The sequence below is a fragment of the Azospirillum sp. A23 genome (assembly GCF_042938965.1).
Lineage (GTDB): Bacteria > Pseudomonadota > Alphaproteobacteria > Azospirillales > Azospirillaceae > Azospirillum > Azospirillum melinis.
Map to the genome: position 1 here is coordinate 1,777,490 of NZ_CP170667.1, position 19,003 is coordinate 1,796,492.

Annotated in this window: 19 protein-coding genes, 1 other RNA gene and 1 pseudogene; 2 read left to right on the forward strand and 19 right to left on the reverse strand. The window is 68.2% G+C overall.

Translation table 11 applies throughout. The features are described from left to right. Window positions 1–57 precede the first annotated feature (57 nt). The 18 genes and pseudogenes from tilS to ABNQ40_RS25835 all read right to left on the reverse strand — a co-directional run bounded on the left by tilS (window position 58) and on the right by ABNQ40_RS25835 (window position 13,619). Window positions 58–1,437 (reverse strand): tRNA lysidine(34) synthetase TilS, encoded by a 1,380-nt coding sequence (gene tilS / locus ABNQ40_RS25750; protein ID WP_391347747.1) that lies wholly within the window; start codon window positions 1,435–1,437, stop codon window positions 58–60. Then, entirely contained in the window at window positions 1,425–2,303 is an 879-nt protein-coding gene (gene ybgF / locus ABNQ40_RS25755) for a tol-pal system protein YbgF (protein ID WP_109051798.1), read from the reverse strand. Before ybgF ends, tilS begins: the two co-directional genes overlap by 13 nt. A 249-nt stretch (window positions 2,304–2,552) precedes the next feature. Further along, on the reverse strand, window positions 2,553–3,023 hold the full coding sequence (pal, locus tag ABNQ40_RS25760; RefSeq protein ID WP_098740232.1) for a peptidoglycan-associated lipoprotein Pal: 471 nt from the start codon (window positions 3,021–3,023) through the stop codon (window positions 2,553–2,555). Between the two features lie 149 nt (window positions 3,024–3,172). Beyond that, the gene (tolB, locus tag ABNQ40_RS25765; protein ID WP_109051799.1) at window positions 3,173–4,525 is read right to left on the reverse strand and encodes a Tol-Pal system beta propeller repeat protein TolB; all 1,353 of its coding nucleotides are present in this window, start codon (window positions 4,523–4,525) and stop codon (window positions 3,173–3,175) included. A gap of 2 nt (window positions 4,526–4,527) precedes the next feature. Next, window positions 4,528–5,748: a hypothetical protein gene (locus ABNQ40_RS25770; protein ID WP_109051800.1), complete on the reverse strand. Its 1,221-nt coding sequence runs from the start codon at window positions 5,746–5,748 to the stop codon at window positions 4,528–4,530. A 16-nt stretch (window positions 5,749–5,764) separates the two neighbouring features. Further along, the gene (locus ABNQ40_RS25775) at window positions 5,765–6,247 is read right to left on the reverse strand and encodes a biopolymer transporter ExbD (RefSeq protein WP_109051801.1); all 483 of its coding nucleotides are present in this window, start codon (window positions 6,245–6,247) and stop codon (window positions 5,765–5,767) included. Between the two features lie 3 nt (window positions 6,248–6,250). Then, window positions 6,251–6,985 (reverse strand): protein TolQ, encoded by a 735-nt coding sequence (tolQ, locus tag ABNQ40_RS25780; protein WP_098740236.1) that lies wholly within the window; start codon window positions 6,983–6,985, stop codon window positions 6,251–6,253. A 73-nt stretch (window positions 6,986–7,058) separates the two neighbouring features. Then, window positions 7,059–7,547: a tol-pal system-associated acyl-CoA thioesterase gene (gene ybgC, locus ABNQ40_RS25785; RefSeq protein ID WP_109051802.1), complete on the reverse strand. Its 489-nt coding sequence runs from the start codon at window positions 7,545–7,547 to the stop codon at window positions 7,059–7,061. Then, window positions 7,540–8,613, reverse strand: coding sequence for a Holliday junction branch migration DNA helicase RuvB (gene ruvB, locus ABNQ40_RS25790; protein WP_109051803.1), 1,074 nt, complete (start codon window positions 8,611–8,613; stop codon window positions 7,540–7,542). The genes ybgC and ruvB overlap by 8 nt, the downstream gene beginning before the upstream one ends. After that, the gene (ruvA, locus tag ABNQ40_RS25795) at window positions 8,610–9,236 is read right to left on the reverse strand and encodes a Holliday junction branch migration protein RuvA (RefSeq protein ID WP_109051804.1); all 627 of its coding nucleotides are present in this window, start codon (window positions 9,234–9,236) and stop codon (window positions 8,610–8,612) included. The genes ruvB and ruvA overlap by 4 nt, the downstream gene beginning before the upstream one ends. Next, window positions 9,233–9,811 carry a DUF559 domain-containing protein gene (locus ABNQ40_RS25800; protein ID WP_348982918.1) on the reverse strand — a complete coding sequence of 193 codons (579 nt, stop codon included), beginning with the start codon at window positions 9,809–9,811 and terminating at the stop codon, window positions 9,233–9,235. The genes ruvA and ABNQ40_RS25800 overlap by 4 nt, the downstream gene beginning before the upstream one ends. Before the next feature lie 6 nt (window positions 9,812–9,817). Then, window positions 9,818–10,285: pseudogene (gene ruvC / locus ABNQ40_RS25805) on the reverse strand (crossover junction endodeoxyribonuclease RuvC); the annotation flags it as partial. Between the two features lie 81 nt (window positions 10,286–10,366). Then, window positions 10,367–11,119, reverse strand: a complete 753-nt coding sequence (locus ABNQ40_RS25810; RefSeq protein ID WP_098740241.1) for a YebC/PmpR family DNA-binding transcriptional regulator — start codon at window positions 11,117–11,119, stop codon at window positions 10,367–10,369. Window positions 11,120–11,291: 172 nt separating this feature from the next. Then, window positions 11,292–12,116 carry a TIGR00282 family metallophosphoesterase gene (locus ABNQ40_RS25815; protein ID WP_109051805.1) on the reverse strand — a complete coding sequence of 275 codons (825 nt, stop codon included), beginning with the start codon at window positions 12,114–12,116 and terminating at the stop codon, window positions 11,292–11,294. Window positions 12,117–12,240: 124 nt separating this feature from the next. Continuing rightward, on the reverse strand, window positions 12,241–12,837 hold the full coding sequence (locus ABNQ40_RS25820; RefSeq protein ID WP_391347754.1) for a 5-formyltetrahydrofolate cyclo-ligase: 597 nt from the start codon (window positions 12,835–12,837) through the stop codon (window positions 12,241–12,243). 66 nt (window positions 12,838–12,903) lie between these two features. After that, a non-coding RNA gene (gene ssrS / locus ABNQ40_RS25825) (6S RNA) lies at window positions 12,904–13,067 on the reverse strand. A 14-nt stretch (window positions 13,068–13,081) separates the two neighbouring features. Beyond that, on the reverse strand, window positions 13,082–13,390 hold the full coding sequence (locus ABNQ40_RS25830; RefSeq protein ID WP_391347757.1) for a cell division protein ZapA: 309 nt from the start codon (window positions 13,388–13,390) through the stop codon (window positions 13,082–13,084). A 4-nt stretch (window positions 13,391–13,394) separates the two neighbouring features. Continuing rightward, entirely contained in the window at window positions 13,395–13,619 is a 225-nt protein-coding gene (locus tag ABNQ40_RS25835) for a hypothetical protein (RefSeq protein ID WP_109051808.1), read from the reverse strand. Between the two features lie 399 nt (window positions 13,620–14,018). On the opposite strand from ABNQ40_RS25835, the gene tkt reads away from it, so the two are divergent. Next, entirely contained in the window at window positions 14,019–16,013 is a 1,995-nt protein-coding gene (gene tkt / locus ABNQ40_RS25840; protein ID WP_391347759.1) for a transketolase, read from the forward strand. A 59-nt stretch (window positions 16,014–16,072) separates the two neighbouring features. Then, entirely contained in the window at window positions 16,073–17,095 is a 1,023-nt protein-coding gene (gene gap / locus ABNQ40_RS25845) for a type I glyceraldehyde-3-phosphate dehydrogenase (protein ID WP_391347761.1), read from the forward strand. 69 nt (window positions 17,096–17,164) lie between these two features. Here the strand turns inward: gap and ABNQ40_RS25850 are convergent, their stop codons facing one another. Continuing rightward, complete coding sequence (locus tag ABNQ40_RS25850; protein WP_247879675.1) at window positions 17,165–18,838, reverse strand: methyl-accepting chemotaxis protein; 1,674 nt, start codon at window positions 18,836–18,838, stop codon at window positions 17,165–17,167. Between the last annotated feature and the right edge of the window lie 165 nt (window positions 18,839–19,003).

Sequence of the window (19,003 nt, forward strand, 5' to 3'; positions counted from 1 at the left end):
CGCCATGCGGTGCGCCGACAAGGCCGCACCCCGGTCTCCTACGGGCACGTTCCCTGATTAAATAATGCCGTCCCGGTCCGAAACAACCGTAAAAGCTGGTCTTCCCAACGACGAAAGTGGACAAAACCTTGCGCTGTCCACCGGGTGCTGTCCATCCGCGTCGAACCCGTAGCACATACCGATCATCGGCACACCAAGCAAATCCACGCCCGACCAAAGGCTTGGCAAGCTTTCCCGCACCGGAACCGGCAGGTCGGGCAGCCTTTCCGGCACCTGCCGACCTGCCCATTCGCGCCAACCGCCGGCCCCCAGCGCCGCGACCGTGACAGGGCGGCGATGGCTGGACGACACCCTCAGGTCGAATCGGCCGTCCCAGCGGATCATCTCTCCGGGAGCCACCATTAGCCGCTCCGTCACCGCAACCGGCTCGCGCGCCACCATGACCACGCCGCGCCGCTTCCGAACGACACAGCCGCCCAAGGTCCCGCCCTGCCCCTCCGCCAACCCGTCGAGCAGCCGCTCCAGCGCCTCGTCGCGCACCGGGTGCGCCGACCCGCCGACCGCAGCCAGCGCGGCGCCCACCGCCCGCAGCGCGATCTCCAGCGGTGCGGAGCGCAGAGGTGCCGGCGCCAGGGTGATCCAGCCTTCCGGATGAACGGTCGCGGCCTCCGCCAGCAGCGCGGCCGTCGCCTGTTCCAGCGCGGCCCGGGCACGGCCGGCCCGCCGGGCGACCTCGCCCAACCGGCTGGCATCGAGCCCCTCCCCGCCCAAAGTCTCGCGGGCGGCGCGCAGCCGGGCACGGGCAAAGCGCGGGTTGCGGTTGGAGGGGTCCTCGATCCAGTCCAGGCCCTCGGCGTGGCAGGTCGCCAGCAGCCGATCATGGGAAACGCGCAGCAGCGGCCTGATCACCCGCACCGCCCCATCGGCACGGACGGGCGCCATCCCGGCCAGCCCATCGATGCCGGACCCGCGGGCCAGCCGCAGCAGCACCGTTTCGGCCTGATCGTCGCGATGATGGGCAAGCGCCAGATGAAGGATGCCGGCCTCGGCGCAGGCCGCACCGAGCAGCCGGTGCCGCGCCGTCCGGGCGGCCGCCTGTACTCCGGCCGACGGCTTCGCCCCGTCCCAGTGCAGGATGCGGTGGGGAACGCCGAGACGGGCCATCGCCCGTCCGACCGCTGCCGCCTCCCCGGCGGACTCGGGCCGCAGCCCATGATCGACGGTTAGCGCCAGCAGGCTTCCGCCCCGCTCTGCGACCCAATGCCGCAGCAACAGGACCAGCGCCATGCTGTCGCCGCCACCGGAAACCCCGACGGCGACGGCCGGCGCCGGCTCGAATCCGCCCAGCGCCGCCAGGGCACGGGCGAACTCGTCCGGCGATACCGGCCCACCGTCTCCAGGGCCGTCTTCGGAGTCGCCGCCCATCAGGCCGGGCAATTGATGCGCTTGCGCTCCGTATCGGCGCGGCGCTTCACGCTGGCCGAGGCTTCGGGGAACTTGGTCAGCAGCTGGCCGAAGGCGGTGCAGGCGTCCGACTTCTTGTTCATCTGCTGCAGGGTCATGCCCAGCTTCAGCAGGCTGTCGGCCGCCTTCGGGTTGGTGCGGTACTTGGACAGCACCTCGGCGAAGGCCTGGGCCGCCTCCGGGAACTTGTTGCGGACGTAATAGCTCTCGCCCAGCCAATACTGCGCGTTGCCGGCATAGGCGTGCGACTTGTTCTTGACGATGAACTCCTGCAACGCCTTCTCCGCCCGGTCATAGTCGGAGTTGCGCAGCAGTTCGAACGCCTGCTCATACTGCTTTTCCGGCGACAGGCCGGCGGTCGAGGGCGGATTGGCCGCCGCGGTCTGCGCCGGCTTGTCGGCCTTCTTGTCGTCGGAATTGGAGGCGGCCGCGGCAGCCTTCGACGGCTTGGTCGGCGCGGCATCGGACATCGCGCCACCCATGGCGCCCCCGGCGGTCCCGCCGCCCTTCTCCAGCTCCTTCAACCGGAAATCGACGTCGGAATTGACCTTCTCCAGACGCTCGCGCAGCTGGGTGACCTGATAGCTCGACTCCTCGTACTTGCCGGTCAGATCCTGGATGGTGCGTTCGAGGTTTTGCAGGCGAATCTCGAAATCGGCGGCGACGGAGGGCGACAGCTGCGCCACCTCCACCGGACCGCCCAGCGCGGCGACCTGCATTTCCAGAGATTGCAGCCGCTCGATCTGCCCCTTCGACTGGGCCAGGGCGGGGGCCAGGGCGGGGGTTGCCGCGAGCATGCCACCCAGCAGCAGGGCGGCGACGGGACGGATGTTGGTCATGCGCGTGGGATCCTGAGGAGATCTGATGCCGGGGGAGCACCCACGGCGACCATGGCGAACGATAAAGGCGACGCGATGGCCGCTGTTTAGCAGAACTTGCGCGTCCGCGCAAAGAACCGACCTTGCCGGATTTTCCCGGCCCCAAAAAACATATCGCCGAAAAGATGCCGCCAAAAAGAAAAGGCGCCGCCCCCGGTTGCCCGGCGGCGGCGCCCTTCCCTGTTCCCCGTCAGGCGGGGACCGGCGTCATCAGTTGACGACGGTCACGCCACGGCGGTTCTGCGACCAGGCGGCCTCGTTCGAACCAACGACGGCCGGACGCTCCTTGCCATAGGAGACGACGTTGACGCGGTTCGGGGTGATGCCCTTGGCGGCCAGGTAGTTCTTCACCGAGTTGGCGCGACGCTCACCCAGGGCGAGGTTGTACTCGCGGGTGCCGCGCTCGTCGGCATGGCCCTCGACGGTGACGGTGACCGAGCCGTAGGTCTGCAGCCACTTGGCCTGACGGTCGAGGGTGGCGCGAGCCTCCGGCGACAGGTCGAAGCGGTCGAGGCCGAAGAAGACGCGGTCGCCGACGTTGACGACGAAATCTTCCGCCGAGCCCGGACGGACCGACGACTGCTGGGCACCGGTGTTGGCGCCGTTGGCGGCGTCGTTCGGAGTGGATTCGCAAGCGGCGAGCAGAGCGACCGCGGCGAGAGCGAGGAACTTCATACGCATGTTCAGGGACCCCTTGAACGAAACTTGTTTGATGGCCGAACTTTGTCTGCACAGGAGCCGCTTCTTTCCGCCAATCCCCGACGAAAAGACGACGTTCGACCTTTGTCTTGAGCATTGCTCCCGCGTGGCCGCAAAATAGGGCTACTCCACTAGGGAATCAAGGGCGACCACGCGGGATCCGACGCGTCGACCGGGGTGCTCACGCGACGCTCGTTGGCGCCGGTGATGTCGATGCTGTACAGCTTCGCGTTGCGGCCACGCCCGTCACCCGACGGCAAGTCCTTGAAGAACATGATGACTCGGCCGTTGGGGGCCCAGGTCGGACCCTCGACGTGGAAGGCTTCGGTCAGGATCCGTTCCCCCGTCCCATCCGGACGGATTACGCCAACTGCAAAGCTGCTACCACGCTGGCGCGTGAATGCGATCAGGTCGCCGCGCGGCGACCACACCGGCGTACCGTAGCGGCCCTCGCCGAAGGTCAGCCGCTTCACGCCCGAGCCGTCGGCGCCCATGACATAGAGCTGCTGGGTGCCGCCGCGGTCCGACTCGAAGACGATGCGCTGGCCGTCCGGCGAATAGCTCGGGCCCGTATCGATGCCCGGCGCATCGGTCAGCTGGGTCTGGCGGCGGGTGCGCAGATCCAGCGTGTAGATGTCGGTGTTGCCGTTCTGGGCCATCGACATGATGACCTTGTTGCCGTCCGGCGAGAAGCGCGGGGCGAAGGTCATGCCGGGGAAGTCGCCCAGGACCTCCTGGCGGCCGGTGTCGATGTTGAACAGGTACACGCGCGGCTTCTTGTTGAAGTACGACATGTACGTGATTTCCTGGGACGTCGGCGAGAAGCGCGGCGTCAGGACCAGGGTCTGGCCGTCGGTCAGGAACTGATGGTTGGCGCTGTCCTGGTCCATGATGGCCAGCTGCTTCTTGCGCGCGTTCGCCGGGCCGGATTCGGCGACATAGACGATGCGCGTGTCGAAATAGCCGTCCTCGCCGGTCAGGCGCTTATAGATGGCGTCGGCCACGATGTGGGCGATGCGGCGCCATTCCTGCGGCGAGGCGCTGTAGCTCAGCCCCTGCATGTACTGGCCGGCGGCGACGTCCCACAGGCGGAAATCGACCTTCATGCGGCCGTCGGCGCCCGTGGTGGTGTTGCCGGCGACCAGGGCCTGGGCGCCCAGCGCCTTCCAGTCCTGATAGCGCGGCTCGCCGCTGCGCAGCTGGTCCGGCGTCTGCAGGAAGCCGCGCGGGTCCAGCGGCTTGAACAGGCCGGACCGCTCCAGGTCGTCGGAGATCACCTTGGAGATGTCGGCGCCCATCTGCACATCGCGCCCGCCCGATCCGGCGAAGCTGGTGATGGCGATGGGCAGCGGCTCGGACACGCCCCGCGTGATGTCGATGCGCAACTCGGCGCGCGCCTCCTGCGGAGCGGCAACGCCGAGGGAGAGGAGAAGCGCGCCGGTGGCCCCGGCCAGCTTCAACAGAAGCCTCGTCTTCGTCGTCATGGTCAGAACATGTCCCTCGGGTCGAAATTGAACACGATGAAGCGCCAATCTTCATAAGTCTGCGGCGTGAACTCGCTGGTCAACAGTTCCAGGGGGCTGGACCGCTTGACCGCGCGCACCGCCGCGTCGGCCGACGCCCGGAAGGCGGCATCCGACATGTAACGCGACCTGTACTTGTCGTCGATCCAGGCGCGAACCACGCTGTGGTCGCGGCCGACCTCCACATGGATCTCGATCTGCATCGAGCCGGCGTCCTTGCGGCCGCTGTCGAAGTTCCAGTTCTTGCTCAGCTGGCCGCGGATGGCATCCAACGCACGGCCGGACGGCTTGAACGGCTTGTCGGGGCCGTTTGTTGCCTTGGCCGCCCCGGCCGGAGCCGCGGACGCGGTCTTCTGGCTGGGCTTGGCGTCGCTGTTGGCGCTGGCCGATGCCTTGCCGTCAGCCTTCGGGTTGTCCGACGGCTTGATCTTACCGACGTTCGACAGCAGATCGGACAGCGGGTCGGCCTTGGCCGACGGCTTCTCCGGCTGCTTGGCCGGCGCATCCGCCTTCTTCGCCTCGGCCTTGGCATCCTTCGCCGGCTCGGCCTTCGCGACCTCCTTGGCAGGCTCCGGCTTCTTCGGCTCCGCCTTGGGCGGTTCCGGTTTCGGCGGTTCCGGCTTGGGAGGCTCGGGCTTTTTCGGCTCAGGCTTGGGCGGCTCCGGTTTCGGAGGCTCAGGCTTGGGCTCGTGCTTCGGCGGTTCCGGTTTGGGCGGCTCCGGCTTCGGCGGCTCCGGCTTGGGAGGCTCAGGCGGCTTCGGAGTCGGCGACGGCGCCGGATCCGGGGGCGGCGGGGGTGGCGGCGGAGGAGGAGGCGGGGGCGTCGGAGCGGGCTTGGGCGGCGGCGTCGGCTCGCGCGGGGGCGGCGGCACCTGGGCGACCTTCGGCGGCTCCGGCGTCCTGGCAGGCGGAGGCGGGGGCGGAGGCGGCTCGTCCTCCTCGTCCGGCGGTTCCGGCGCCGGCGGGGCGGGCTTGGCCTCGGGCATCGGCGGACGCGCGGCGGTGGCCGGCTTCGGCTCGCCCTTCTCGACGCGGGCAGCCTGGGTGATCTCGCCGACGTCGACGATCTCGATCGGGATCGAGGAGGCGATTTCGAGCTTGCGATCGCTGGGCGGCATGCCGAGCACCATCAGCGCGACCAGCGCGACGTGCAGCACCGCCGAGGCGATCAGGGGCTTGCGCATGGGAGTTCCGCCCGCCTCAACGCGCCGGCTTGGGCGCGCCGACCCGCGCGCTGGACGCGGTCGGGCCGTTCGGCATCTCGGCGACCAGCCCGACCTTCTTGAAGCCGGCGGCGCTCATGGTGCCCATCACCTCCAGCATCTTGCCGTAGGCGATCTTGGCGTCGCCGCGGACCAGGATGCGGGCCTCGGGGTTGTTGTTGGTCACCGCGATCAGCAGCGGCACCATGTTGGCCAGCTCGACCGGCGTCTCCTGGACGAAGACGCGCCCGTCGGTCTGCACCGTGACGAACAGAGGATCCTTCTGCTGCTCCAGCGGAGCGGCATTGGTCTTGGGCAGGTCGACCGGCACGCCGACGGTCAGCATCGGGGCGGCGACCATGAAGACGATCAGCAGGACCAGCATGACGTCGATGAAGGGCGTCATGTTGATCTCGGCCATCGCGCGATAGCCCCGGCGCTTGCCGCGCCCGTGGGATTTGCCTGCGAGTTGTCCGGCCATGGTTCAGGCGGCTCCCCGCTCCTCGAGGTGGCGGGACAGGATCGCCGAGAACTCGCCCGAGAAGGTGTCCAGCCGGTCGGCGTAGCGGCCGAGGTCGGTGGAGAACTTGTTGTAGGACAGCACCGCCGGGATGGCGGCCAGCAGGCCCATGGCGGTGGCGAACAGCGCCTCGGCGATGCCGGGCGCCACCACGGCGAGGCTGGTGTTGCCCGAGCCGGCGATCGAGGTGAAGGAGTTCATGATACCCCACACCGTGCCGAACAGGCCGATGAAGGGGGCGGTCGACCCGACCGAGGCCAGGAAGGTCATGTAGCGTTCGGCCCGCGCCATCTCGCGGCCGATGCTCACCGCCATCACCCGCTCCACCCGCTGTTGCAGCGAGCTTTTCATCGTGCCGCCGATGCCGCGGTCGGCGGCGTGGCGCCATTCGCGCATGCCGGCGGCGAAGGTCGCCGCCATCGGGTCGGCCGGGGTCTGGCCGATGCGGTCGTACAGCGCGTCGAGCGACCCGCCGGACCAGAAGGCCTCCTCGAAGGAGTCGGCCTGGGCGTTCAGCCGGCGGATGCGCATCAGCTTCTCGATGATGATCGCCCAGCACCAGATCGAGGCGACGACGAGCATCATCATCACGATCTTGACGACCGCGTCGGCCTGCCAGAACAGGCCGAGGATCGTGATCTCATGTGCCGTCGTGGCGGCGGCATTGCCGGCCAGTTGGGCGGTTTGCAGGGCGTCCATCGCAGTCAGTCTCGCGTTTGCGCTGTTGGCACGGGGAGTGGAAGGAAACGGTCGATACGATCAGGCAGGCGGGTCAAGCGGGAGAAGAGGCGTTTTGCTTTGCATGCAGCGTCTCCATCGCCGCTTTCACCGGTTCGGGAAGGCGCACGGCCCGCCCGGCCCGGTTGATCGTTACCAGCTGCAGGTCGGCGCGCGCCAGCACGCGACCGTCGCGGCGGATGACTTGTGCAAGTGCGAAGGAGGCACCGCGGATATCGACGATTCGGGTTTCCACTTCAAGCGTGTCCTCCAGCTTGGCAGGGGCGTCAAAATCGATGGTCAGGCGCCGTACCGCAAATGACACACCTGTGACATCGCCCAAACCCTCGGCCATCTCCCTCTGACGGAAGCCCATCAAGTACAGCATCTCCGTGCGCGCTCGCTCCGCGAATCGCAGGTAATTGGCGTGATAGACGATGCCGCCGGCGTCGGTGTCCTCGTAATAGACCCGCAGCGGATACCGGTGCGTGCCGTCCTCCGCGAACCGGCCGGAGAGGCCGGGAGGGGTGGATGCGTCACTCATCGCCGTCCCCGTCCGTCGGGTCGGGGACGCGGTCCAGCAGGTCGAGCTGCCGGAGCGGCGCGTTGGGCGGGTTGAGCCCGAGATAGCGGAAGCCCTGGTCGGTCAGCATGCGCCCGCGCGGAGTGCGCTGCAAAAAGCCCTGCTGGATCAGGTAGGGTTCGACCACCTCCTCCAGCACGTCGCGCTGTTCGCCCAGCGCCGCCCCCAGCGTCTCGACGCCGACCGGCCCGCCACCATAGTTGTTGGCGACCAGCCCGAGATAGCGGCGGTCCATGCTGTCGAGTCCCAGCCGGTCGACCTCAAGCCGGGTCAGCGCGGCATCGGCGACGCGCTTGTCGACCTCCTCGACGCCGGCGACCGCGGCGAAATCACGCACCCGGCGCAGCAGCCGGCCCGACACGCGCGGCGTGCCGCGCGCCCGGTTGGCGATCTCGCGCGCCCCCTCCGGCGTGATGCCCATGCCGAGCACGCCGGCGGCGCGGCGCACGATCAGCTCCAGCTCGTCCGGCTCGTAGAATTGCAGGCGCACGGGAATGCCGAAGCGTTCGCGCAAGGGGCGCGTGATCAGGCCGCTGCGCGTCGTGGCGCCGACAAGGGTGAAGGGCGGCAGATCGATCCGGATGGACCGCGCCGACGGGCCTTCGCCGATGATGAGGTCGAGCTGGAAATCCTCCATGGCGGGATAGAGCACCTCTTCCACGGCGGGATTAAGGCGATGAATCTCGTCGATGAAGAGGACGTCGTGCGGCTGCAGGTTGGTCAGCAGCGCCGCCAGATCGCCGGCCCGCGCGATGACCGGGCCGGAGGTGGCGCGGAAGCCGACGCCCAGCTCGCGCGCCACGATCTGTGCCAGCGTGGTCTTGCCCAGGCCGGGCGGCCCGAACAGCAGCACATGGTCGAGCGCCTCGTTGCGGGAGCGGGCGGCCTGGATGAAGATCGACAGGTTCTCGCGCGCCTGCCGCTGGCCGATGAACTCGGCGAGCGACAGCGGACGGATCGACGCCTCGGCCGAATCGCCGTGGCCCTGGCCCGGCTGGACCAGACGGTCGGAGTTGGGGTCGCTCATTGGCTCAGTTCCTTGAGGCCCTGGCGGATCAGATCGGACACGCCGGCGTCATCGCCCAGCACGCGCCCGGCGGCGACGACCGCGCCGAAGGCCTCCGACCGGCCATAGCCGAGATTGACCAGCGCCGACACCGCATCGGCCAGAGCCGGGGTGGCGCCCGGCACGGCGGCGGGGGCGCCCTTGCCGGCCGGCGCGCCCGCGCTCGCTGCGGGGCCGAGCGCCAGATTGCCGACCTTGTCCTTGAGTTCGTTGAGGATGCGCGCCGCCACCTTCGGCCCGACGCCGTCGGCGCGCACCAGCGCGGTCTTGTCCTGGGACGCGATGGCGCGGGTCAGCTGGTCGGGGTCGAGCACGCCCAGGATCGACAGCGCCAGCCGGGCGCCGACGCCTTGGATGGTGGTCAGCAGCTTGAACCACTCCCGGTCCGCCTGATCGCCGAAGCCGTGCAGGACGATGCGTTCCTCGCGGATGAAGGTCTCGACCACCAGCGACGCCCGCTCCCCCACCGCCAGGCGAGACAGCGTGCGGTTGGAGCAGGACAGCAGGTAACCGACGCCGTTCACGTCGAGCACGACCCAGTCGGTGCCGGTGGAATCGACGATGCCGGTCAGCTTGGCGATCATGGGAACTCCCGGCCCGAGGGCTGGCTGCGAAGAATGGAAGTCTCTTCGAGACGCGCGCGGATGGTCTCCAGCACGCCGTCAAGGTTGTCGATCACGTCGGTGTTCCAGAAGCGCAGGATGCGGAAGCCGGCCTGCTCCAGCATGCGCGACCGCCGCTCGTCATGGGCGGCGCGCTGCTCGGCATGCTGGCCACCATCCAGTTCGACGATCAGGCGATGGTCATGGGCAACGAAGTCGGCGACGAAGCCCAGGATCGGCTCCTGCCGCCGGAATTTCGCGCCGAGCTGGGCATTGCGCAGCTTCTGCCAGACGATCTTTTCCACGTCCGTGGCATTCATCCGCAGATCGCGCGCGCGCTCGGTTATGTAGTCGGTGGGCTTGGTTTTCGCAATCAGCGCCATGTCCCCCACTCGCCCCATGGGAGCGTCTCCCTCTCCCCCCCGGGGAGAGGGTCGGGGTGAGGGGGAAGCGCTGCGTGGACTCTTGGGAGAGGAACGCTGTGCATCCCCCTCACCCTGCCCTCTCCCCGGGGGGGAGAGGGTTTGACGCGGCACTTCGCCACCCCGCCGCCACATCGTCCAGCTGGCGCGGTGGTGCGCGTGGCAGATCGCTATGGCCAGCGCGTCGGCGGCGTCCGGCGAGGCGATCTCGCAGCCGGGCAGCAGCAGCCGCACCATCGTCTGGACCTGCGCCTTCTCGGCGCGGCCCTGGCCGACGACCGCCTTCTTGACCATGTTGTTGGCGTATTCCGCCACCGCCAGCCCGGCCTGGGCCGGCACCAGCAGGGCCACGGCGCGGGCCTGCCCCAGCTTGAGCGTCGAGACCGCGTTGTTGTTGACGAAGGTCTCCTCCACCGCCGCCTCGTCGGGGCGGTAGCGCTCCACCACCGCCGACAGGGCGTCGTGGAGCTGCACCAGACGCTCGGCCAGCGGACAGCGGTCGTCGGAATGCACCGCGCCGTCGGCGACGTGGCTCAGGCGGTTGCCCGCCACGTCGATGATGCCCCAGCCGGTGTGGCGCAAGCCGGGGTCGATCCCCAGCAGCCGCACCGGCGAAGGCACCGTCGCCTCACTTCGTCCTGCCCGCGCAAACACGGCACCCGCTCTCCGCTTGCAAGACCCGCGTTCAGCTTACGCGGTCAGCTTCTGCATCAGCTCGTCGGAGATGTCGAAGTTGCCTTCGACCACCTGGACGTCGTCGTTGTCCTCCAGCACGTCCAGCAGCTTCAGCAGGCTGGCCGCGGCATCCTCCGACGGCGCGACGGTGTTCAGCGGACGCCAGGTCAGGCGCGCGCTCTCCGCACCGCCGAACTTGGCCTCCAGCGCATCGCGCACAATGCCGAAATTCTCCACCGTGGTGGTGACCTCGTGGCCGTTCTCGTCGGATTCGACGTTGTCGGCGCCGGCCTCCAGCGCCACCTCGAACACCGCGTCGGCGTCAGCCGCGGCGGCCGGGTAGAAGATCGCGCCGATGCGGCTGAACATGAAGCTGACCGAGTTGGTCTCGCCCAGGCTGCCGCCGTACTTGGTGAAGCTGGAGCGCACTTCCGCGGCGGTGCGGTTGCGGTTGTCGGTCAGCGCCTCGACGATCAGGGCGACGCCGCCGGGGCCGTAGCCCTCGTACCGCACCTCTTCGTAGTTGGCGTCGTCGCCGCCGCCGGGCGTGCCCTGCTTGATGGCGCGGTCGATGCGGTCGCGCGGCATGTTCTGCGCGCGTCCGGCCAGGATGGCGGCGCGCAGGCGCGGGTTGGCCGCCGGGTCCGGCAGGCCGCTCTTGGCGGCGACGGTGATCTCGCGGGCGAGCTTGTTGAAGATCTTGGACCGCTTGGCGTCCTGCGCGCCCTTGCGGTGCATGATGTTCTTGAACTGGGAATGACCGGCCATGGGTCGAACGAGCCTCGAAACGGAATTGGTCAATCGGGCGGGGTGAAGCGCACGACACATGTAACAGGTCTGCCGCCCCACCGCACCTTTTCGGCGCGGGAGACGACACCCACGGGATTAGAAAGTCAATATGGCGAGATTGCGGCGCGGCGTGGCCGCAGCCGTGACGGCCTTACTGCATCCGTTCCGGCAAGGTCGGGCTCAGCCGCCCGCCGATGCGCAACGGCTCGATGCGGACCGCCAGTCCGGTGCGGTCGTCGGTCTCGACGTAGCAGCCGCAGACGGTGCCCTCCCCTTCCGCCGGGGACAGCCGCTCGGTCGGCAGCTTCCGCACCATCTTGGCGAGCGCCACCTCCTTCTTCATGCCGATGGCGCTGTCGTAGTCGCCGCACATGCCGGCATCGGACTGGTAGGCGGTGCCCTTCGGCAGGACCATGTGGTCGGCGGTCGGCACATGGCTGTGGGTGCCCACCACCAGCGAGGCGCGGCCGTCGCAGAAATGGCCCATGATCATCTTCTCGCTGGTTGCCTCGCCGTGCATGTCGATCAGCACGGCATCGACGCCGCCCGGGCCGAGGCGATGGGCCTTCAGCACCCGGTCCACCGCGGCGAAGGGGTCGTCCATCGGCTCCATGAACAGGCGCAGCAGCACGTTGACGACCAGCACCTTGCGCCCGCCGCGCGCCTGAAGCAGCACATAGCCGCGGCCCGGCGTGCCCTCCGGGTAATTCACCGGGCGGACGATGCGCGGTTGCTGCTCGATGGTGGAAACCAGTTCCTTCTGGTCCCACGTATGGTTGCCCAGCGTCACCACATCGATGCCGGCCTCGAAGAACTCCTCGGCGATCTTGACCGTGACGCCGTAGCCGCCGGCCGAATTCTCGCCGTTCACCACCGTCAGGTCGGGGTCCAGCTTCTCGCGCAGCATCGGCATATGCGCCAGCACAGCCTCGCGCCCGGACCGGCCCACCACATCGCCGAAGAACAGAATCCGCATCGCCCCAACCTTCCCGATTAGATCGGATCGCGTAAAAATCGGCATCGATTTGAAGCGTGAATCCGATCGTCAAATACAAAACTATAGCTCCGCGCGTTTCATGTTAAACGCACGGAGCTATAACTCACTTATGAATGCGGAGCGTCTCGCGCTCCGTCACGATCCAGTCCAGCCGCTCGTCATGGCCGTCCACCGGAACCGCCGGCATCTCCTGCGCGGCGAAGGCCACGCCGACAGCGACCACCGTGCCCGCTCCCGGCCGGCCCGCCCGCAGGCCGTCCAGCGTCCGGTCGTAATAGCCGGCGCCATAGCCGAGCCGGTGGCCGGAGCGGTCGAAGGCCAGCAGCGGCACCAGCAGCAGCGAGGGCAGCAGGATCGCGCGACCCTCCGCCGGTTCCTGGATGCCGTAGCGCCCGGCTGTCATCGGCGCCTGCGGGTCCCAGTCGCGGAACAGCAGCGCGGTGCCGCGCGGGCCCGAGACCGGCAGCCCGACCGCATGGCCGAGTTCCTTAAGATGGAGCAAAGCCGGCCGCGCGTCGAGTTCCGACCCCAGCGGCCAATATCCCCCGGCGGCACCGCCCGGCAGATGGCCATCGCGCGCCAGTTCGGCGATGCGGTCACGCACGGCGGCGGAGGCTGTGGAGCGGTCGGAGTCGGCGATGGCGTCGCGCCGGGCGCGCGCCTCGCGTCGGGCGGCGTCCTTGGCTTGCGGATCGGTCATCGCGGACTGCGTGCGGAGGGACGGAACGGGGACATCCCTGGAAACAGGGTGGCCCGGAATAGGGTGGAAGGCGCCGCCTCGGCCGGTGGCCATATGCCTATCCTCCATGGCCTGCATGAGCAGGTGGGCGCCATGTATCCGGCCCGATGGGCCGGACAGGGACAGCTCCCTAGAGATCAAGGTTATCGGCCCTGGGGATTATTGCAGCCTGTCGAACCAGGCAGCGGTCCTTCCGAGTACCAATCTAGGCGCGCTCGAGCCGCGCGGCAACCTCTTCGATGCGTTTTGCGACACGATCGAGTTCACCGACCACCGCGGCCTCGTCCACGGCGGGCGCGATCCCCTTGCCGGACATCACGTCCTGCAGTTCGTCGGCCAGCACCAGACAGGTCATCAGCATCATCTGCGCTTCCGACCCGCTGCGCCCGCCGCCGGTAAGCCGGCGCAAACGGTCGTCCACATAGGCCGCAAGTTCCCGCAGCCGGCCCTCCTGCCCGTCCTCGCACAGCATGCGATAGAAGCGGCCGTTCACCTCGATATCCACCTGCGCCATGGCGTCAGCTCTCCAGCACTTGTTGCAGGCGGGCGATGGCGACCTCCAGCCGCTGGGACACCGCCTCCGCGGTGGCTTGGGCGGTCGCCCGGTCCGCCCGCGCGGTTTCCAGCGCCTGGGACAAGTCCTGTTCGCGCCGGACGACCCGCTCATCGCGGGCGGTCGCGGCATGTTCCAGCCGGTCCACGGCACGGCCGAGACGGTCGAGAGCGGTTTTCAGGGAATCCATGGACGTCAACCTCGACCTGTGGGCACGTCATGTTCGATGGGCGGCGGACCCGGACCGGCATGCCGCCAAGCCAAGCCGCTGCCTTATCGGAGCGCCTAGAGTTGGGCCGGGACGCCGACCGCGTCAACCGTCACGAGGGACTCTTCCACCGAATGCCCATACGGAATACCGGGGCGTGACGGAACGCCGCAACCGATGCATCAGTGTCGAATCCTTAACGGGTGCGAGGCTTCCCACACGGACGAGGGGCCTCTGCCATGCCCGCGCTTATCCCAATCCCATGTTGACCTGTGGGCGGCGGTTCTGCATGGTGCGCCCGTTTCGCGGCGCCTAATCAAGGCGACCGCGCAACCACCGTTGCCGACGCCGCAACCGCGCCCGACCCGCAGGAAACGCCAGATGTCCGCTGACTCCGCCCAGCCCTCCCTCCACACGATGGCCAGCGCGATCCGCGCGCTCTCCATGGACGCGGTCGAGGCCGCGAAGTCCGGCCACCCCGGCATGCCGATGGGCATGGCCGACGTCGCCACGGTCCTGTTCACGCAGTTCCTGAAGTTCGATCCGAAGAACCCGACCTGGGCCGACCGCGACCGCTTCGTGCTGTCGGCCGGCCACGGCTCGATGCTGCTCTACTCGCTGGCCTACCTGACCGGCTACGAGCGCATGACCATCGACGAGATCAAGCGCTTCCGCCAGCTGCACAGCCTGACCCCCGGCCACCCGGAAGTCGACCCCAGCCTCGGCATCGAGATGACCACCGGCCCGCTGGGCCAGGGCGTCTCCACCGCCGTCGGCATGGCGCTGGCGGAGCGGATCACCAACGCCCGCTTCGGCGACGAGCTGATCGACCACCACACCTACGTCATCGCGTCGGACGGCGATCTGATGGAGGGCGTCAGCCACGAGGCCTGCTCGCTGGCCGGGCATCTCGGGCTGAACCGGCTGATCGTGCTGTGGGACGACAACCACATCTCCATCGACGGCACGACCGACCTCAGCTTCACCGACGACACCCAGGCGCGCTTCCGCTCCTATGGCTGGAACACCATCGCCGTCGACGGCCACGACACCGACGCGGTGTCCAAGGCCATCGCCCAGGCCCGCACCTCCACCGACAAGCCGACGCTGATCGCCTGCCGCACCATCATCGGCAAGGGTGCGCCGAACAAGGCCAACAGCCACGCCTGCCACGGCTCGCCGCTGGGCGCCGACGAGGTCTCCGCGACCCGCACCGCCATCGGCTGGACCCATGAGCCCTTCGTCGTTCCCGACGAGGTGCTGTCCGCCTGGCGGGCCGCCGGAACCCGCAGCGCCGAGGCGTACAACGCCTGGAGCAGCCGCCGCGCCACCCTGAGCGCCGAGGCTGGCAAGGCATTCGACGAGGCGTTCAGCCACGGCGTGCCGAGCGCGCTGACCGACACCATCGTCGCCTTCAAGCAGAAGATAAGCGCCGAGAAGCCGAGCTGGGCGACCCGCGTCGCCTCCGGCAACACGCTGGAAGTGCTGGTGCCGGCGATTCCGGAGATGGTCGGCGGCTCCGCCGACCTGACCCCGTCGAACAACACCAAGGTCAAGAACACCGCCGACGTGAAGGGCAAGGGCGAGTTCGCCGGCCGCTACGTCCGCTACGGCGTGCGCGAGCACGGCATGGCGACGCTGATGAACGGCATGACGCTGCATGGCGGCATCATTCCGTACGGCGGCACCTTCATGCAGTTCGCCGACTATTGCCGCCCGGCCATCCGTCTGGCCGCGCTGATGAAGCAGCGCACCGTCTTCGTGATGACCCACGACTCGATCGGTCTCGGCGAGGACGGCCCGACCCACCAGCCGGTCGAGCATCTGGCCGCACTGCGCGCCATCCCGAACCTGCTGGTCCTGCGCCCGGCCGACGCGGTCGAGACCGCCGAATGCTGGCAGATCGCGCTGGAGGCCACCGGCGCCCCGTCGGTGCTGGCGCTGACCCGCCAGAACGTGCCGACGCTGCGCACCGAGCACACCGCCGAGAACCTGTCGGCCCGCGGCGCCTACGTGATCGTCGAGGCCGAGGGTGAGCGCAAGGCCACCATTCTCGCCACCGGCTCGGAAGTGTCGCTGGCGGTGGAGGCCCGCAAGGCCCTGCAGGCCCAGGGCATCGGCACCGCCGTTGTGTCTATGCCGAGTTGGGAACTGTTCGAGCGCCAGGACGACGCCTACAAGGCGTCCGTGCTCGGCACCGGCGTGCGCGTCGGCGTCGAGGCGGCGATCCGTCTGGGCTGGGACCGCTGGCTGGGCGACAAGGGCGCCTTCGTCGGCATGGCCGGCTTCGGCGAATCGGCCCCCTACCAGGAACTGTACAAGCACTTCGGCATCACCGCCGAAGCGGTCGTGGACGCCGTTAAGGCGCGTCTCTGAGAGAAGCCGAAGGGGCGTCCAGCCGAATTCGGACGCCCCATATCCAACTGGAGGAAGTCATGGCTGTACGGGTAGCGATCAACGGTTTTGGCCGCATCGGCCGTCTGGTTCTGCGCGCCATCTACGAGAGCGGCCGCAAGGACGTGGAGGTCGTGGCGATCAACGACCTCGCCGATCTGAAGGCCAATGCGCACCTGCTGAAGTACGACAGCGTCCACGGCCGCTTCCCCGGCACCATCGAGACCGGTACCGATGAAAACGGAAATGGCGTCCTGATCGTCAACGGTCATTCCATCAAGGTCGTGCAGGAGCGTGACCCGGCCAAGCTGCCGTGGAAGGATCTGGGCGTCCAGATCGCCATGGAATGCTCGGGCATCTTCACCAAGCGCGCCGATGCCGCCAAGCATCTGGAAGCCGGCGCCGAGAAGGTGCTGATCTCGGCCCCGGCCACCGACGAGGACATCACCGTCGTCTACGGCGTCAACCACGACAAGCTGACCGCCGAGCATAAGATCGTCTCGAACGCGTCCTGTACCACCAACTGCCTGGCCCCGGTGGCCTTCGTGCTGAACAACCTCGTCGGCATCGAAAAGGGCTTCATGACGACGATCCACTCCTACACGGGTGACCAGCGGATCGTCGACACCAACCACAAGGACCTGCACCGCGCCCGCGCTGCGGCCCTGAACATGATCCCGACCTCGACCGGTGCGGCCAAGGCGGTCGGCAAGGTCCTGCCGGAGCTGAAGGGCAAGCTGGACGGCACCGCCATGCGCGTTCCGACCCCGAACGTGTCGGTCGTCGACTTCAAGTTCACGTCCAAGCGCGCCACCTCGGTCGAAGAGATCACCAAGGCGATCTCCGACGCCGCCAACGGCCCGCTGAAGGGCGTGCTGGAAGCCTACACCGAGGATCTGGTTTCGACCGACTTCAACCACGACCCGCACAGCTCGATCTTCGCGCTGAACGAGACGAAGGTCATCGACGGCAACTTCGTCCGCATCATGACCTGGTACGACAATGAGTGGGGCTTCTCCAACCGCATGAGCGACACCGCCGTCGCCATGGCGAACGCCAAGTAAGCCTCGCTTCGACAAGGAAAAGGCGCCTTCCTCACGGAAGGCGCCTTTTTTCTTTGGGGCGACCTGCCCTCAGGCCGCCCGCACCGTCGCCAGGAAGTCGCCGACCTGCGCGTTCAGCCCGGCGGCCTCGCTGGTCAGCTTGCCAAGCGCATCGACCAGTTCGCGGGCGGTGCGGCCGCTCTCGTCGGACGCGGCGGTGACGCCGGAGATGCTGCTCGACACCTCCCCGGTGCCGGCGGCGGCTTGCTGGACCGAGCGGGTGATCTCCGCGGTTGCGGCGTTCTGCTGCTCGACCGCGGCGGAAATCGCCGTGGCGATACCGCTCAGCCGCTCGATCACCGCTGCCACCTTCTGGATTTCCGTCACCGCCTGACCGGTCACCGCCTGGATGCCGCTCATCTGGCCGCCGATCTCGTCGGTGGCCTTGGCGGTCTGGTTGGCCAGCGCCTTCACCTCGCTCGCCACGACGGCGAAGCCCTTGCCGGCCTCACCGGCGCGGGCGGCCTCGATGGTGGCGTTCAGCGCCAGCAGGTTGGTCTGTCCGGCGATGGAGTTGATCAGCCCGACCACGGTGCCGATCCGTTCGACCGCCTCGGCCAGACTGCCGATTCGGCCGGTGGCCTCCTGCGCCATGCCGACCGCCTCGCCGGCGACGCGGCTGGCTTCCGACACCTGCCGGCCGATCTCGACGATGGAACCGCTCAGCTCCTCCGACGCGGCGGCGACGGTCTGCACATTGGCGGCGGTGTCGTCGCTGGCGCTGGCGACGATGCCGGCCAGCTGGCTGGTCTGCTCCGCCGCCTGCGACATCGCCCGCACCTTCTGCCCCAGCGCGTCGGTGGTGGTGGAGACGGAGCGGATCATGCCGCCCACCGTCCCCTCGAATTTTGCGGCCAGCCGGTCCATCGACTGACGCTTCTCCTCCTCGGCCCGGCGGGCGGCTTCGGCCTGTTCGGCCTCCAGCCGGCGGCCGGCCTCGGCGTTGACCCGGAACACCTGGACCGCACGCCCCATGTCACCCAACTCGTCGCCGCTGTCGGTCTCGGGGATGACGGTGGACAGGTTGCCGTCGGCGAGGCTGCGCATGCTGTCGGACAGGCGGCGGATGCGCCGGCTGATCGAGTTGCCGACCAGCGCGATGAGCGCCACCACCGGCAGGGCCAGCCCGCCGACGACGACGGCCATGGTCCACAGGCTGCTGGTGAAACGGGCATCCAGATCGTCGATGTAGACACCGGTGCCGATCAGCAGCTGCCAGGGCTCGAACATCTTGACGTAGCTGAGCTTGGGCAGCGGCACTTCGGTGTTCGGCTTGGGATACATGTATTCCACGAAGCCGTCGCCCTTGGTGCGCGCGGTGTCGACCAGCGCCCGGACGAAGAACACACCGTTCGAGTCCTTGTTGTCGCGCTGGTCCTTGCCGATGACGTCGGGCCGAACCGGATGAATGACGGTCTGGTAGTTCAGATTCTGGACAAAGATGTAGTCTTTGCCGTTGTAGAACATGGTGTTGAGATTGGCCTTGAACCGCTCGAACGCCTGTTCGCGCGTCAGGCGTCCGGCTTTGACTTCAGCTTCATATCCGGTGGCCAGTCCATGGGCGGTATGCACGACGGAGCGCAGGGTCTCCTTCCGCTCCTCCAGCATGTTGCGCTGGTCGAGCCAAAGGGCGGCGGCGGCAATCGCAATGGACACGGCGCCGGCCAGCGCCACCAGTGCCCACAGCTTCGCACGCAAAGTCATCTTCGGTCCGCTCATAAGGCATCCCCCCTAAATCGTTCGAGGGATGCTGAGCAAATACGATGCCAGTTAAGGCTGTGTCGGCACCGAGCGTGGCTGACCGTTCACAACGCAATCCATTCGCCATTCTGCCAATCAGCATGCGCAGCATGCGCAATCAGCATCGCA

Bases quoted from the DNA above. Each gene is read 5' to 3' on its own strand.
- ybgF (WP_109051798.1), bottom strand. From the start codon at position 2,303: ATGACCAACATCCGTCCCGTCGCCGCCCTGCTGCTGGGTGGCATGCTC.
- pal (WP_098740232.1), bottom strand. From the start codon at position 3,023: ATGCGTATGAAGTTCCTCGCTCTCGCCGCGGTCGCTCTGCTCGCCGCT.
- tolB (WP_109051799.1), bottom strand. From the start codon at position 4,525: ATGACGACGAAGACGAGGCTTCTGTTGAAGCTGGCCGGGGCCACCGGC.
- ABNQ40_RS25770 (WP_109051800.1), bottom strand. From the start codon at position 5,748: ATGCGCAAGCCCCTGATCGCCTCGGCGGTGCTGCACGTCGCGCTGGTC.
- ABNQ40_RS25775 (WP_109051801.1), bottom strand. From the start codon at position 6,247: ATGGCCGGACAACTCGCAGGCAAATCCCACGGGCGCGGCAAGCGCCGG.
- tolQ (WP_098740236.1), bottom strand. From the start codon at position 6,985: ATGGACGCCCTGCAAACCGCCCAACTGGCCGGCAATGCCGCCGCCACG.
- ybgC (WP_109051802.1), bottom strand. From the start codon at position 7,547: ATGAGTGACGCATCCACCCCTCCCGGCCTCTCCGGCCGGTTCGCGGAG.
- ruvB (WP_109051803.1), bottom strand. From the start codon at position 8,613: ATGAGCGACCCCAACTCCGACCGTCTGGTCCAGCCGGGCCAGGGCCAC.
- ruvA (WP_109051804.1), bottom strand. From the start codon at position 9,236: ATGATCGCCAAGCTGACCGGCATCGTCGATTCCACCGGCACCGACTGG.
- ABNQ40_RS25800 (WP_348982918.1), bottom strand. From the start codon at position 9,811: ATGTGGCGGCGGGGTGGCGAAGTGCCGCGTCAAACCCTCTCCCCCCCG.
- ABNQ40_RS25810 (WP_098740241.1), bottom strand. From the start codon at position 11,119: ATGGCCGGTCATTCCCAGTTCAAGAACATCATGCACCGCAAGGGCGCG.
- ABNQ40_RS25815 (WP_109051805.1), bottom strand. From the start codon at position 12,116: ATGCGGATTCTGTTCTTCGGCGATGTGGTGGGCCGGTCCGGGCGCGAG.
- ABNQ40_RS25820 (WP_391347754.1), bottom strand. From the start codon at position 12,837: ATGACCGATCCGCAAGCCAAGGACGCCGCCCGACGCGAGGCGCGCGCC.
- ABNQ40_RS25830 (WP_391347757.1), bottom strand. From the start codon at position 13,390: ATGGCGCAGGTGGATATCGAGGTGAACGGCCGCTTCTATCGCATGCTG.
- ABNQ40_RS25835 (WP_109051808.1), bottom strand. From the start codon at position 13,619: ATGGATTCCCTGAAAACCGCTCTCGACCGTCTCGGCCGTGCCGTGGAC.
- tkt (WP_391347759.1), top strand. From the start codon at position 14,019: ATGTCCGCTGACTCCGCCCAGCCCTCCCTCCACACGATGGCCAGCGCG.
- gap (WP_391347761.1), top strand. From the start codon at position 16,073: ATGGCTGTACGGGTAGCGATCAACGGTTTTGGCCGCATCGGCCGTCTG.
- ABNQ40_RS25850 (WP_247879675.1), bottom strand. From the start codon at position 18,838: ATGACTTTGCGTGCGAAGCTGTGGGCACTGGTGGCGCTGGCCGGCGCC.